This is a genomic window from Escherichia sp. KTE96 (genome assembly GCF_000408525.1).
GTDB classification, from domain to species: Bacteria; Pseudomonadota; Gammaproteobacteria; order Enterobacterales; family Enterobacteriaceae; genus Escherichia; species Escherichia marmotae.
Genome location: NZ_KE137149.1, coordinates 1547424 through 1562461 on the forward strand (window position 1 = coordinate 1547424; position 15038 = coordinate 1562461).

Sequence of the window (15038 nt, forward strand, 5' to 3'; positions counted from 1 at the left end):
CCGCATCCGGCAACAAGCAACGTTCACCGTGACCGCGACCTACCCCAATGGGTTCGCCAGCACCGGATTATCCGCTGCTTGCTGGCGCTTATAGCGACCATACAGCAGCAACGACGACATCGCAGCAAACGAAAGCAAGGCGGCGGGCAGCGCCACGTAATTATATGCCAGCCCCAGCGTCAGCATCATACCACCGCAATATGCGCCAACTGCGCTACCGAGGTTAAACGCTATTTGCCCACCTGCAGCACCTAATAACTCTCCACCTTTGGCATTTTGCAGTAGCAGAATTTGCAGCGGTGCAGAGAGGGCAAATAATCCCGCACAACAAATAAAAGCAAAAACCAGCGACGTTGTTTTCATACCGCCGAAGAAAAAGAGCATCAGCAATGCAAGCACAATAATGAAGTCAGTCACTGCCGCAATGCGCAGCGGAGAGTAACGTCCTGAAATCCGGCCACTTAGCACATTCCCCAGTACCATCCCCAGCCCGACCAGCATCATAATGAAGGTCATCGCCGTTTCCGAAAAACCGGAAACAAACATCATGTAAGGTTTTACGTAACTGAACCAGGCGAATACCCCCGCGTTACCAAACATGGTGGCGGCAAAAATTAGCCACGGCGCGGGGCTTCGCAAAAAATGAAACTGTTCGCGCAGGTTTCCTTTCGCCTCGTCGCGAATATCTGGCACCCAAAAATAGACCGATGCCATCACTGCAATATTAAAAACAGAGATTAATAAAAAGGTGTAACGCCAGCTAAATTCCTGGCTTAAATACGTTCCCAGCGGAATACCCAGCAGATTGGCGACCGTCATCCCGGAAACCATACCCGCCACGGCGGCGGTGACTTTACCGGGTTTGATAATTTTCGATAATACAATCGCTCCGACACCAAAAAATGCGCCATGCGGAAAGCCGGAAACCAGTCGGCCAATGGCGAGCATCAGGTAAGACGAAGATAACGTAAACATGGCGTTGCCAATGACGCACAACGTCACCAGAAACAACAAGATATGTTTGAGCGAGTAGCGGTTGGAGAAGAGGGCGATTATCGGCGCGCCGACCACCACGCCCAGCGCATAATACGAAATCATATGCCCGGCGGCAGGAATAGAAATCCCCACATTATGCGCCAGCTCCGTGAGCACGCCCATAATGCCAAATTCGGCCATCCCCAGACCAAACGTGCCGAGAGCTAAAGATAAAATAACTTTATTCATACCACCATCACAACCAACAGGACGGCTACGAATCACCGTAGCCAATAAAGTGATAGCTTGCAGGATAACGACCAATCAGGCCAAGAGATAATTCGCCCCTCTGTATTCATTATCCTGCTGAATAGTTATTTCACTGCAAACGCGCTGTCCAGTTTGCTGTAGCCCAGACCGTTGATCTTCTTCACTTTGATTTGCACAGGAATACGCTCTTTCATCGCTTCAACGTGGCTAATTACGCCGATAGTTTTACCGCTGGCGTTCAGGGCATCCAGTGCATCAAGGGCGGTATCCAGCGTTTCGCTATCCAGCGTGCCGAAACCTTCATCAAGGAAAAGTGAGTCAATACGCGTTTTATGGCTGACCAGATCCGAAAGCGCCAGCGCCAGCGCCAGACTGACGAGGAAACTTTCGCCGCCGGAAAGGGTGCGGGTATCGCGCACCGCGTCGGCCTGCCAGGTATCGACAACCTCGACTTCCAGCGCCTCGCTGGCTTTGCGCTGTAACAGATAGCGCCCGTGCAGACGGGTCAGTTGCTGATTAGCGAGATGGACCAGATTATCCAGCGTCAGCCCCTGGGCGAATTTACGGAATTTGTCACCCTCTTTGGAGCCAATCAGCGAATTAAGATAACCCCAGTCCTCAACCTGCTGTGTCGTTTGAGTAATTTGCTGCATTAAGGTTTGTTGTTGCTGACGGTTGTCTGCATCCTGTTTCAGTTGCTGGCGAATCTCGCCCTGATGGGTGGTATTTTCACGCAGTTTTTGGTTAGTTTGTGCTAACTCTTGCTGAATCTGTTCCGCTGTCAAAGTGAGATCCAACCCGTCAGGCTGGTGTTGCTGATGCTGTGCCAGAGCTTCTGCCGCCTGAGTTGCCAGCGTTTGCGCCTGACGGCGCTGGTTTTCCAGATTCTGCTTGAGCTGTTCCAGTTGCGCTAGTGTTTGTTCATCCATCAGTGCCGCAAGAAACGCTTGCTGATCGGCAAAAATGCTGGCCTGTAGGGCAGCGTCAAACTGTGCCTGGACATTTTGCAGACTTTGCGCCGCCAGAACTTCCTGTTGCTGCAACGTCTGTTGCTGGCTTTGTAACGCGAGGCATTGCTCGTGAATTTGCCGCCAGTTTTCCAGCGTCACCGTTTCTTCGCTGTGCGGAAGTTCATCACTTTGCGGCAGCGTTTCCAGAATCGGCGTCAGTTGCTGGATGCGGTTTTGCAGCCCGCTTAATTCGTTCTGGCGCTGTTGCCAGATCTGCGCTTCTTGCTGACGTGCCAATAACCAGCTCTCTTCTTCATCTTCCTTCGGCAATGCCAGCGCGTAATCCGCTAATGCCGTAGAGAGTTGCTGATGGCGTTGTTCAATTTGCTGTTGATACTGGATAATTTGCTGATTATGCGCGGCAATTTGCGCCTGCAATTCTTGACGCTGATTGAGTAATTGCAGTTGCTTTTCATGCTCTTCCTGGGCGGTAAGCCACGGTTGAATATCGTCCTGCGGCTGCAAGGTGATACTGAGGCTGGCAGTGAGTGTCTGCCATTCCTGAGTAAGTGCTTGCTCATCTTGCCGGAGGCTTTGTGCTTCGTTTTCATCCCGCTGAAGCTGCCTGGTTAATGCGTCCAGTTGTCCACGTAATGCCGCGCCTTCTTCACCGAGCTTTTTCACTTCGTTTTCCAGCGTCAGTAATCGGGCCTGATTAACGCCAGGTTCCAGTGCCTGATACGCCTCTACCGCCGGGTGGCTGGTGGAACCGCAAAGTGGACAAGGTTGACCTGCTTGTAACTGTGCGCGCTGTGCTTCCAGCGTTTTGATGCGCTCTTCCTGCTCGCAAATGGTTTTGACGTCGGCAAGCTGTTGCGTTTTTTCCTTATAACGCTGGCGCATTTCGGTCAGTGCGGCGTTACGTTGCGTCTGTTCCTGCGTGACGCTCTGGATAGTGGCTTGTAACTGCGCCAGCCGTTTTTGCTGGGGAGCAATTTGCCCATGCAGTGCAATCAGGCGCTGACGTAGCGGGCGTTGTTCAGCATGTTGCGCTTGTGCGACAGCAACTTCATCGCCGGTTAAAGCTAAAGAGATAGCCGGAAGGGCATTAAGTTTTTGCCGGGCATGGGTTAATTGCTGTTGCCACTGTCGCAGATGCCCGCGTTCACTGGCCTGTTGGGAGAACTGCGCACGCCAACCCGCCAGCTCGTTGTTCCACAGACGGAAGCGGTCGTGTTCCTGTAACCACGCATTCAGGGTTTGTTGATGGTGCTGTAATTCAGCCGACAGCTTCGCCGCCTGGTGACGAATGCTCGCGCGAAACACCATTGTGCTCTGTAAGCGAGTATTTACTTCTTCAATCTGTTGGCGAGTATGCGCCAGCGCCGTAGAGTGTTCTGCAATACGTTCCCAGTGCGGACGGAGATTTCGTGCGGGTTGTGCCAGACTAAGCGCCGCCAGTTGAGGTTGCGCTTTTTCTTCTTCGGTCAACGCCAGTTGCAGAGCCTGCTGACGACGGCTGGCCTCCTGCTGTAATTCATCCAGACGTGTTAACCAGTTAAGCGATTGTTGCTCTTGCTGCTGTGCGGCGAGTAACAGCTTTTCTTCGTCAGTGAGTACCTGCAAACTTTCTGTTAATGATTGCACCTGTTCAGGCGCTAATAACGCGACGCCGCTGGCCTGCGCTTGCAGTTTCTCCAGCTCAGTGCGGGCCGATTTGTGCTGTTCAAAGACCATCGCGGAGATTTGCCCGTAAATTTCGGTGCCGGTTAACTCCTCCAGCAATTCTGCGCGTTCTTTCGGTTTAGCATTGAGGAAGGCAGCAAATTGCCCCTGCGAAAGCAGCATCGAACGGGTGAAACGTCCGTAATCCAGCCCGGTTAACGTCGCCGTCATTTCCAGCTTATCTTTCACTTTATCAGCGAGGATTTTACCGTCTGTGCAGCGCGCCAGCTCTACGCGTGGCACCTGCAAATTACCGTCCGGCTGGTTACGCGCCCGGTTCTGGCTCCAGAATGCGCGGTAGGCCTCGCCTTTCACTTCAAACTCCACTTCCGCCAGACATTCGGCAGTATCGCGGGTCATCAGGTCATTTTGCGATTGCGAAACGTTGGAGAGGCGCGGCGTTTCGTGATACAGCGCCAGACAAATGGCATCGAGCAGCGTGGTTTTACCCGCGCCGGTTGGGCCGGTAATGGCAAACAGACCGTTGCTGGCGAACGGTTCGCGGGTGAAATCAATCTTCCATTCGCCTTTTAATGAGTTCAGGTTTTTCAGGCGCAGGCTGAGAATTTTCATGCTTCGTGTTCTCCGGCGAGGGTCTGCAACGTCGTGGCGAAAAGATGTTGCAGGCGTTGATGCTGCGATTCATCCAGTTCTTCCAGTGCCAGACGACGATTAAAAACGTCTTCGACGCTAAGTTCGCTGAGTGTTTCACGCTGTTGGCTGGCTAACACACGCTCGCGCTGCTCCCGACTGCGACGCACCAGTAATACTTCGACAGGCAGTGATTCGGTTAATGCCTGGATTTTGCGCTGAATATCATGCAGATACTCATCGGTAGTGATTTCAATATCCAGCCAGACAGGCGGCTCCTGTGGCACATTACGCCATTGTTCAAGTTGCGCGGTAATCGATGCCAAATCGCCTTTCAGCACTGCCATCGGTTGCGTTACCGGTACGCTCAGGTTTTCCACGCTCTCTAATTTGCCATTTGAAAATGTCACCAGATGGACATATTTACTCTTGCCGCATTCATCAAAACTCAGTGGGATGGGAGAGCCGCAATAGCGGACATGTTCCATGCCGCCAATGATCTGCGCGCGGTGAATATGCCCGAGCGCGATGTAGTCGGCCGGCGGAAAGTTTTGTGCCGGAAACGCGTCCAGCGTGCCAATATAAATGTCACGCACGGCGTCACTTTTACTCGCGCCAACGGTCGTTAAATGCCCCGTTGCGATGATGGGCAGAGGTTGATCGCCGCGCAGTTTGCAGGCATCTGCATAATGTTGTTGGTAATAATCGGTGATTGCTGCCAGTAAATGCTGCTGTTTTTCAATACCGTTAAGTCCCGCCTGGCTGGTAATAATGTCACGCGGGCGTAAAAAAGGGATGGGGCACAGTACCGCGCCAGGCGTTCCGTCGCGACGAGGCAATATTTGCGGCGCATGTCCGGCGCTGGCGACCACGGTGGTATTGAGAAACGCCATGATATCGCGCGATTCATTCAGCGTGGCTACTGAGTCATGGTTTCCTGCCAGTACCACCAGATGACAGCCTGTTTGCTGTAAATTGACAACAAAACGGTTATATAACGTGCGGGCGTAGCTGGGCGGTGAGCCGGTATCGAAAACATCACCGGCAACAATAATTGCATCCACCTGATGGGTTTGCGCTGTCTCCAGCAGCCAGTCAAGAAAGGCCTGGTGTTCAGCTTCGCGGCTTTTACTGTAGAAGTTCTGGCCGAGATGCCAGTCTGAGGTGTGAAGGATGCGCATAACAATTCCCTGGCGAAAAAGCATAGGCGCGATTATACCCAATCAGGTGTCTTATTTGCTTTTTTCTGCGCCACGGAAATCAATAACCTGAAGGGGAGTGCGACGTTCTTTTCATAAATCTGTCATAAATCTGACGCATAATGACGTCGCATTGATGATCGCAATCTATTTATTACAACAGGGCAAATCATGGCGAGACGTATTCTGGTCGTAGAGGATGAAGCTCCAATTCGCGAAATGGTCTGCTTCGTGCTCGAGCAAAATGGCTTTCAGCCGGTCGAAGCGGAAGATTATGACAGTGCTGTGAACCAACTGAATGAACCCTGGCCGGATTTAATTCTCCTCGACTGGATGTTACCCGGCGGCTCCGGTATCCAGTTCATCAAACATCTGAAGCGTGAGTCGATGACCCGGGATATACCGGTGGTGATGTTGACCGCCAGAGGGGAGGAAGAAGATCGTGTGCGCGGTCTTGAAACCGGCGCGGATGATTATATCACCAAGCCGTTTTCACCGAAGGAACTGGTGGCACGTATTAAAGCGGTGATGCGCCGTATTTCACCGATGGCGGTGGAAGAGGTGATCGAGATGCTGGGGCTAAGTCTGGACCCGACGTCTCATCGGGTGATGGCGGGCGAAGAACCGCTGGAGATGGGACCGACTGAATTTAAGCTGCTGCACTTTTTTATGACTCACCCCGAGCGTGTGTACAGTCGCGAACAGCTATTAAACCACGTCTGGGGAACCAATGTTTATGTAGAAGACCGTACGGTTGATGTCCACATTCGTCGCCTGCGTAAAGCACTGGAACCTGGCGGGCATGACCGCATGGTACAGACCGTGCGCGGTACAGGATATCGTTTTTCAACCCGCTTTTAACGCCTTGCTCGTCGGACGCAGAGCAAGGCTTGTTTGTTCATAACTGGAGTATCTTACGTGCTGGAACGGCTGTCGTGGAAAAGGCTGGTGCTGGAGCTGCTACTTTGCTGCCTCCCGGCCTTCATCCTGGGTGCTTTTTTGGGTTATCTGCCCTGGTTTTTATTGGCATCGGTAACGGGACTGCTTATCTGGCATTTCTGGAATTTATTACGCCTCTCATGGTGGCTGTGGGTGGATCGCAGTATGACGCCGCCACCCGGGCGTGGAAGCTGGGAACCGCTGCTGTATGGCTTACACCAGATGCAGTTGCGTAATAAAAAACGCCGCCGCGAACTGGGCAATCTCATCAAACGCTTTCGTAGCGGCGCGGAGTCGCTGCCCGATGCGGTGGTGCTGACCACGGAAGAGGGCGGGATCTTCTGGTGTAACGGGCTGGCGCAACAAACTCTTGGCCTGCGCTGGCCGGAAGATAACGGGCAGAACATCCTTAACCTGCTGCGTTATCCGGAATTTACGCAATATCTGAAAACGCGTGATTTTTCTCGCCCGCTCAATCTGGTGCTCAACACCGGGCGGCATCTGGAAATTCGCGTCATGCCTTATACGCATAAACAACTGTTAATGGTGGCGCGTGATGTCACGCAAATGCATCAACTGGAAGGGGCTCGGCGCAACTTTTTTGCCAACGTGAGCCATGAGTTACGCACGCCATTGACTGTGTTGCAGGGTTACCTGGAAATGATGCATGAGCAGCCGCTGGAAGGTGCGGTACGTGAAAAAGCGTTGCACACAATGCGCGAGCAAACCCAGAGAATGGAAGGACTGGTGAGGCAGTTGCTGACGCTGTCGAAAATTGAAGCTGCGCCAACACAGTTACTCAATGAAAAGGTTGATGTACCTATGATGCTGCGTGTCGTTGGGCGTGAAGCCCAGACTCTGAGTCAGCACAAACAGACATTTACCTTTGAAATAGATAATGACCTAAAAGTGTCTGGCAATGAAGATCAGCTACGCAGTGCGATTTCGAATCTGGTCTATAACGCGGTGAATCATACGCCAGAAGGTACACATATCACGGTGCGCTGGCAGCGAGTGCCGCACGGTGCCGAGTTTAGTGTTGAAGATAATGGGCCGGGTATCGCACCGGAGCATATTCCACGGCTGACCGAGCGTTTTTATCGTGTTGATAAAGCGCGTTCCCGACAAACCGGTGGTAGTGGACTGGGGTTAGCAATTGTTAAACATGCGGTGAATCACCACGAAAGCCGCCTGAATATTGACAGTACGGTGGGCAAAGGTACGCGTTTCAGTTTTGTTCTGCCGGAACGTTTAATTGCCAAAAACAACGATTAATCTGCCTTTGTCATTTTTTGTTGCCATAAGCCAGCCGACGCTGGCTTTTTTTCTTTGCAGCCAAAAAATAAGCGCTAAACCTTACAAGGGTTGGTGATTTTTTGTTCGCATGATTAGCCATGACTTTTTCGCTGAAATAGCGTTTTATACTGGTTAGTGATTTCTTATCGTTATATCCCTCTGGTTTTTAGATCCCATCTTGCTTTAAAACGTTATAAGCGTTTAAATTGCGCTTCAGGTGCTGTCATACTGACTGCATTCAAGCGGTAAATCGAAAAACTATTCTTCGCCGCGTCAGGTTGGGAGTATTTCCCGCTGAAATTGTTTAAAAATACCGCTGTATCATCCCCAGGGATTGGCACAAAAATTTAACGTTACAACACCACATCCACAGGCAGTATGATTTATGACCCATCAATTAAGATCGCGCGATATTATCGCTCTGGGCTTTATGACATTTGCGTTGTTCGTCGGCGCAGGTAACATTATTTTCCCTCCTATGGTCGGCTTACAGGCGGGCGAACACGTCTGGACTGCTGCGTTTGGCTTTCTCATTACCGCCGTTGGTCTGCCGGTATTAACGGTAGTGGCGCTGGCGAAAGTTGGCGGCGGCGTTGATAGCCTGAGCACCCCCATCGGTAAAGTTGCTGGCGTGTTACTGGCAACCGTCTGCTATCTGGCGGTGGGGCCGCTGTTCGCTACGCCACGTACGGCAACCGTCTCCTTTGAAGTCGGTATTGCGCCGCTGACGGGTGATTCTGCACTGCCGCTGTTTATCTACAGCCTGGTCTATTTCGCTATCGTCATTCTGGTTTCGCTCTATCCGGGCAAACTGCTGGATACCGTCGGTAACTTCCTTGCGCCGCTGAAAATTATTGCGCTGGTCATTCTGTCTGTTGCTGCAATTGTCTGGCCTGCGGGTTCTATTAGCACCGCGACTGAGGCTTATCAAAACGCTGCGTTTTCTAACGGCTTTGTTAATGGCTATCTGACGATGGATACGCTGGGTGCGATGGTGTTTGGTATCGTTATTGTTAACGCGGCGCGTTCTCGCGGCGTTACTGAAGCGCGTCTGCTAACCCGTTACACCGTCTGGGCTGGCCTGATGGCGGGCGTTGGTTTAACTCTGCTTTATCTGGCGTTGTTCCGTCTGGGTTCAGACAGCGCGTCGTTGGTTGACCAATCCGCAAACGGTGCGGCTATTCTGCATGCTTACGTTCAGCACACCTTTGGCGGCGGCGGGAGCTTCCTGCTGGCAGCGTTAATCTTCATCGCCTGCCTGGTCACGGCGGTTGGCCTGACCTGTGCCTGTGCGGAGTTCTTCGCCCAGTATGTACCGCTCTCTTATCGTACCCTGGTATTTATCCTCGGCGGCTTCTCGATGGTGGTGTCTAACCTCGGTTTGAGCCAGTTGATTCAGATCTCTGTGCCGGTGCTGACTGCCATTTATCCGCCATGTATCGCACTGGTTGTATTAAGTTTTACACGCTCATGGTGGCATAATTCGTCCCGTGTGATTGCTCCGCCGATGTTTATCAGTCTGCTTTTTGGTATTCTCGACGGGATCAAAGCATCTGCATTCAGCGATATCTTACCGTCCTGGGCGCAGCGTTTACCGCTGGCCGAACAAGGTCTGGCGTGGTTAATGCCAACAGTGGTGATGGTGGTTCTGGCCATTATCTGGGATCGCGCGGCAGGTCGTCAGGTGGCCTCCAGCGCTCACTAAATCACTGAAAATTTGTTTTAACCACGGGGCTGCGATGCCCCGTGGTTTTTTATTGTGTTGATGGGTTAGGAATTGATGGAAAGTAAGAACAAGCTAAAGCGTGGGCTAAGTACCCGACACATACGCTTTATGGCACTGGGTTCAGCAATTGGCACCGGGTTGTTTTACGGTTCGGCAGACGCCATCAAAATGGCCGGTCCGAGCGTGTTGTTGGCCTATATTATCGGTGGTGCCGCGGCGTATATCATTATGCGTGCGCTGGGGGAAATGTCGGTACATAACCCTGCTGCCAGCTCTTTCTCGCGTTATGCGCAGGAAAACCTTGGCCCACTGGCAGGTTACATTACCGGCTGGACCTACTGCTTTGAAATCCTTATTGTCGCCATCGCTGATGTGACCGCTTTCGGTATCTATATGGGCGTCTGGTTTCCGACGGTGCCGCACTGGATTTGGGTGCTGAGCGTAGTGCTGATTATCTGCGCCATCAACCTGATGAGCGTGAAAGTGTTTGGCGAGCTGGAGTTCTGGTTCTCGTTCTTTAAAGTCGCCACCATTATCATCATGATCGTTGCTGGTTTCGGCATCATCATCTGGGGGATTGGCAACGGTGGGCAACCGACAGGTATCCATAACCTGTGGAGCAACGGCGGCTTCTTCAGTAACGGCTGGCTAGGCATGGTGATGTCGTTGCAAATGGTGATGTTTGCCTACGGTGGGATCGAAATTATCGGGATCACCGCCGGTGAAGCAAAAGATCCTGAGAAATCTATTCCGCGTGCGATCAACTCAGTGCCGATGCGTATTCTGGTGTTCTATGTCGGTACGCTGTTCGTCATTATGTCTATCTATCCGTGGAATCAGGTCGGCACTGCCGGTAGCCCGTTTGTGCTGACGTTCCAGCATATGGGCATTACTTTTGCCGCCAGCATTCTTAACTTCGTTGTGCTGACTGCCTCGCTGTCGGCAATTAACAGCGACGTGTTTGGCGTAGGCCGTATGCTGCACGGCATGGCAGAGCAGGGTAGTGCGCCGAAAATCTTCAGCAAAACGTCGCGTCGTGGTATTCCGTGGGTCACAGTGCTGGTAATGACCACCGCGCTGCTGTTTGCGGTGTATCTGAACTACATCATGCCGGAAAACGTCTTCCTGGTGATCGCTTCGCTGGCGACCTTCGCTACTGTGTGGGTGTGGATTATGATCCTACTGTCGCAGATAGCCTTCCGTCGCCGTCTACCGCCAGAAGAAGTTAAGGCGCTGAAATTTAAAGTCCCAGGTGGGGTGGCAACGACTATCGCGGGGCTGATTTTCCTGATCTTTATCATCGGACTGATTGGTTATCACCCTGAAACGCGCATCTCTCTGTACGTTGGTTTCGCGTGGATTGTTGTGCTGTTGATTGGCTGGATGTTTAAACGCCGCCACGACCGCCAGTTGGCTGAAAACCACTAGTTCCCGCTTTTGTCAGCCGGATCAGGACACATCCTGATCCGGCTATTCCGAAAGTTATCCGCCCCCGTCCTCCTCCCCCCAAATATCCTTCAGATGATGATTGATCCTGAATCAGGCTGTGGCAAGGTGATCATATTTTAATCACAGGGGAATTATGATGTTGAATGCATGGCACCTGCCGGTGTCCCCGTTTGTTAAGCAAAGCAAAGATCAACTGCTTATTACACTGTGGTTGACAGGCGAAGAGCCGCCACAGCGCATTATGCTGCGCATGGAAAACGATAACGAAGAAACATCAGTGCCGATGCATAAACAGCGCAGTCAGCCGCATCCAGGCGTAACAGCATGGCGGGCTGCGCTCTCTCTCTCCACCGGGCAGCCACGGCGGCGCTACAGTTTCAAATTGCTGTGGCACGATCGCCAGCGATGGTTTACGCCGCAAGGTTTTAGCCAAATACCGCCAGCACGGTTGGAGCAGTTTGCCGTCGATGTGCCGGATATCGGGCCACAATGGGCAGCGGATCAAATCTTTTATCAGATCTTCCCGGATCGTTTTGCCCGAAGTCAGTCACGTGAAGCAACGCAGGATCATGTCTATTATCATCACGCAGCCGGACGGGAGATCATACTGCGTGGCTGGGACGAACCCGTCACGGCACAAGCGGGCGGATCAACGTTCTATGGCGGTGATCTGGACGGGATAAGCGAAAAACTGCCGTACCTGAAAAAACTCGGCGTGACAGCGCTGTATCTCAATCCGGTATTCAAAGCTCCCAGCGTGCATAAGTACGATACCGAAGATTATCGCCACGTCGATCCGCAGTTTGGCGGCGACGGGGCGTTGCTGCGTTTGAGGCACAATACGCAGCAACAGGGAATGCGGCTGGTACTGGACGGTGTGTTTAACCACAGTGGTGACTCTCATGCCTGGTTTGACCGGCACAATCGTGGAACGGGCGGCGCTTGTCACAACCCCGAATCGCCCTGGCGTGACTGGTATTCATTTAGTGATGATGGCACGGCGCTCGACTGGCTGGGCTATGCCAGTTTGCCGAAACTGGACTATCAGTCGGAAAGTCTGGTGAATGAAATTTATCGCGGTGAAGACAGCATTGTCCGTCACTGGCTGAAAGCGCCGTGGAATATGGACGGCTGGCGGTTGGATGTGATGCATATGCTGGGAGAAGCGGGTGGTGCGCGCAATAATTTGCTGCATGTCGCCGGGATCACCAGGGCTGCGAAAGAAACCCAGCCGGAAGCGTACATTGTGGGTGAATATTTTGGTGATGCGCGGCAGTGGTTGCAGGCAGATGTGGAAGATGCCGCCATGAACTACCGTGGCTTTACATTCCCGTTGTGGGGATTTCTGGCCAACACCGATATCTCTTACGATCCCCAGCAGATTGACGCCCAAACCTGTATGACCTGGATGGATAATTATCGCGCCGGGCTTTCTCATCAACAGCAATTGCGTATGTTTAATCAGCTCGACAGCCACGATACTGCGCGATTTAAAACGCTGCTCGGACGAGACGTCGCGCGTCTGCCGTTGGCCGTTGTCTGGTTGTTTACCTGGCCAGGCGTGCCTTGTATTTATTACGGTGATGAAGTGGGGTTGGATGGTAACAATGATCCGTTTTGCCGTAAGCCATTTCCGTGGCAGGTGGAAAAACAAGATGTGGAGCTATTCTCGTTGTACCAGCGAATGATTGCGCTGCGTAAGAAGAGCCTGGCACTGCGTCGCGGTGGCTGTCAGGTGCTGTACGCGGAAGAGAATGTGGTGGTGTTTGTGCGCTTGCTAAATCAGCAGCGTGTGCTGGTGGCGATTAACCGTGGCGAAGCGTGTGAAGTGGTGCTGCCCGCGTCACCGTTGCTCAATATTACAGCGTGGCAACGCAAAGAAGGGCACGGGCAACTGGCGGACGGGATTCTGACATTGCCAGCGATATCGGCCACAGTGTGGATGAATTAACGCCTTACAACGCTTTGCGTGAAGCCTGCGCCATCATCCGCGGATAAAACTGCCAGAAGCGGCTTTCGAGCGCGTCGTAATGGGTGTCTAAATCGTACCAGGAGTCACGCAGGGCATCCAGGCGTGGGCGACGGCTTGCCATGCCGTTTAACACACTCTGGATGAAATCCATATCGCGATAACGCACCAGCCACTGCTCTGACCATAAGTAATTGTTCAAATTGATAAAGCGTGGTGGTGAATCCGGCAGAATAGTGATTACTTGCTCGCGGGCATAACAGACAAATTCCTCTAACGGAAAATCGGGCGATAGCTGCGACCAGTGGCGGGAAAGAAAGTGATCCCACATGACATCCAGCGTGATAGGCGCAACCCGGCGGGTTTCACGACGAAACCACTCACGTGCTTCGCGGACTTCCGGCAGATTGTCGGTCAAAACGTCGATACGCCGATGCATATGAATACCAGCCACGACGTCGGGTGGAAAACTTTCTTCAGGGTTTCCACGAACAAAATCAGCCAGTAAGTTGCCAGAAAGCGAGCTTTCAGCGAGATGGGCTAAATGCAGGTGAGCTAAAAAATTCATATACACTTCATCCTTCAAACTGCCTCTTCGTTGGCTGCTAGTTACTCGGCTCATCCATGAGCCTCGCCCTTACGGGCCACCGTTACACGGTGTTCAAATCTGTTACGGACAGATTTGTCACTCACCCCAGTCACTTACTTAATGTAAGCTCCTGGGGACTCATTCAGTTGCCATCTCGATGCATCTTGAATGATTTTGTGTATAGATTATGTCATCCATCAAGGAGGGTAAAGGTTGCAGGGAGGACGCCCCGGCACTAGACTACCCGCCTCTTATTTTAGTCTGAGTCAGTGTCATGCGCGTTACCGATTTCTCTTTTGAATTGCCCGAATCCCTGATTGCCCACTATCCCATGCCTGAACGCAGTAGCTGTCGTTTACTGTCGCTGGACGGGCCGACGGGCGCGCTGACGCACGGTACTTTCACCGATTTACTCGATAAGCTCAACCCTGGCGATCTTCTGGTTTTTAATAATACCCGGGTGATCCCGGCGCGCCTGTTTGGTCGTAAAGCCAGCGGCGGCAAGATTGAAGTGCTGGTTGAGCGGATGCTCGATGACAAACGTATTCTCGCGCATATTCGTGCCTCAAAAGCACCAAAGCCGGGCGCTGAACTGCTGCTGGGTGATGACGAAAGCATTAAAGCAACGATGACTGCCCGCCACGGCGCGCTGTTTGAAGTCGAATTTAATGATCAACGTTCGGTGCTGGATATTCTCAACAGCATCGGTCATATGCCGCTGCCGCCGTACATCGACCGTCCGGATGAAGATGCAGACCGTGAACTTTATCAGACGGTATATAGCGAAAAACCGGGCGCAGTTGCGGCCCCGACCGCCGGACTGCATTTCGACGAACCGCTGTTGGAAAAATTACGCGCTAAAGGCGTTGAGATGGCGTTCGTGACTCTGCACGTTGGCGCGGGCACCTTCCAGCCGGTACGCGTCGACACGATTGAAGATCACATCATGCACTCGGAGTACGCCGAAGTGCCGCAGGATGTGGTAGACGCGGTGCTGGCAGCGAAAGCGCGCGGAAATCGGGTAATTGCGGTTGGCACCACCTCTGTGCGCTCGCTGGAAAGCGCGGCCCAGGCGGCGAAAAACGCTCTCATCGAACCGTTCTTTGACGATACCCAAATCTTTATCTATCCGGGCTTTCAGTACAAAGTGGTCGATGCGCTGGTGACTAACTTCCATTTGCCGGAGTCGACGCTGATTATGCTGGTTTCGGCATTTGCCGGTTATCAACACACCATGAACGCCTATAAAGCGGCGGTTGAAGAGAAATATCGCTTTTTTAGTTACGGTGATGCGATGTTTATCACGTACAATCCGCAGGCAATTAATGAGCGCGTCGGGGAGTAATTCCGCGGCGCTGGT

Annotated in this window: 10 protein-coding genes; 6 read left to right on the forward strand and 4 right to left on the reverse strand. The window is 52.5% G+C overall.

The window, feature by feature from the left end; translation table 11 throughout:
• Positions 1-39: 39 nt before the first annotated feature.
• The 3 genes from araJ to sbcD form a co-directional block, all read right to left on the reverse strand.
• On the reverse strand, positions 40-1224 hold the full coding sequence (gene araJ, locus A1WG_RS07180; protein WP_024191845.1) for an MFS transporter AraJ: 1185 nt from the start codon (positions 1222-1224) through the stop codon (positions 40-42).
• Between the two features lie 125 nt (positions 1225-1349).
• The gene (sbcC, locus tag A1WG_RS07175; protein ID WP_001515875.1) at positions 1350-4493 is read right to left on the reverse strand and encodes an exonuclease subunit SbcC; all 3144 of its coding nucleotides are present in this window, start codon (positions 4491-4493) and stop codon (positions 1350-1352) included.
• The gene (gene sbcD / locus A1WG_RS07170) at positions 4490-5692 is read right to left on the reverse strand and encodes an exonuclease subunit SbcD (protein WP_001221330.1); all 1203 of its coding nucleotides are present in this window, start codon (positions 5690-5692) and stop codon (positions 4490-4492) included. The genes sbcC and sbcD overlap by 4 nt, the downstream gene beginning before the upstream one ends.
• 189 nt (positions 5693-5881) lie before the next feature.
• Here sbcD and phoB point away from each other — a divergent pair, with 189 nt between their 5' ends.
• The 5 genes from phoB (at position 5882) to malZ (ending at position 13071) form a co-directional block, all read left to right on the forward strand.
• On the forward strand, positions 5882-6571 hold the full coding sequence (gene phoB, locus A1WG_RS07165) for a phosphate response regulator transcription factor PhoB (protein WP_000113928.1): 690 nt from the start codon (positions 5882-5884) through the stop codon (positions 6569-6571).
• Between the two features lie 57 nt (positions 6572-6628).
• A complete protein-coding gene (gene phoR, locus A1WG_RS07160) occupies positions 6629-7924 on the forward strand; it encodes a phosphate regulon sensor histidine kinase PhoR (protein ID WP_001515876.1) in 1296 nt (431 codons plus the stop codon).
• A gap of 406 nt (positions 7925-8330) precedes the next feature.
• Entirely contained in the window at positions 8331-9650 is a 1320-nt protein-coding gene (gene brnQ / locus A1WG_RS07155; protein WP_001515877.1) for a branched-chain amino acid transporter carrier protein BrnQ, read from the forward strand.
• A 75-nt stretch (positions 9651-9725) separates the two neighbouring features.
• Entirely contained in the window at positions 9726-11099 is a 1374-nt protein-coding gene (proY, locus tag A1WG_RS07150; RefSeq protein WP_001515878.1) for a proline-specific permease ProY, read from the forward strand.
• Positions 11100-11253: 154 nt separating this feature from the next.
• A complete protein-coding gene (gene malZ / locus A1WG_RS07145) occupies positions 11254-13071 on the forward strand; it encodes a maltodextrin glucosidase (protein ID WP_001515879.1) in 1818 nt (605 codons plus the stop codon).
• 4 nt (positions 13072-13075) lie between these two features.
• Here the strand turns inward: malZ and acpH are convergent, their stop codons facing one another.
• Positions 13076-13657: an ACP phosphodiesterase gene (gene acpH, locus A1WG_RS07140; RefSeq protein WP_001009874.1), complete on the reverse strand. Its 582-nt coding sequence runs from the start codon at positions 13655-13657 to the stop codon at positions 13076-13078.
• A 295-nt stretch (positions 13658-13952) separates the two neighbouring features.
• On the opposite strand from acpH, the gene queA reads away from it, so the two are divergent.
• Positions 13953-15023, forward strand: a complete 1071-nt coding sequence (gene queA / locus A1WG_RS07135; protein ID WP_001266487.1) for a tRNA preQ1(34) S-adenosylmethionine ribosyltransferase-isomerase QueA — start codon at positions 13953-13955, stop codon at positions 15021-15023.
• Positions 15024-15038 lie beyond the last annotated feature (15 nt).

Coding starts and splice junctions, on each gene's coding strand:
- brnQ (WP_001515877.1), top strand. CDS start 8,331: ATGACCCATCAATTAAGATCGCGCGATATTATCGCTCTGGGCTTTATG.
- proY (WP_001515878.1), top strand. CDS start 9,726: ATGGAAAGTAAGAACAAGCTAAAGCGTGGGCTAAGTACCCGACACATA.
- acpH (WP_001009874.1), bottom strand. CDS start 13,657: ATGAATTTTTTAGCTCACCTGCATTTAGCCCATCTCGCTGAAAGCTCG.
- araJ (WP_024191845.1), bottom strand. CDS start 1,224: ATGAATAAAGTTATTTTATCTTTAGCTCTCGGCACGTTTGGTCTGGGG.
- sbcC (WP_001515875.1), bottom strand. CDS start 4,493: ATGAAAATTCTCAGCCTGCGCCTGAAAAACCTGAACTCATTAAAAGGC.
- queA (WP_001266487.1), top strand. CDS start 13,953: ATGCGCGTTACCGATTTCTCTTTTGAATTGCCCGAATCCCTGATTGCC.
- sbcD (WP_001221330.1), bottom strand. CDS start 5,692: ATGCGCATCCTTCACACCTCAGACTGGCATCTCGGCCAGAACTTCTAC.
- phoB (WP_000113928.1), top strand. CDS start 5,882: ATGGCGAGACGTATTCTGGTCGTAGAGGATGAAGCTCCAATTCGCGAA.
- malZ (WP_001515879.1), top strand. CDS start 11,254: ATGATGTTGAATGCATGGCACCTGCCGGTGTCCCCGTTTGTTAAGCAA.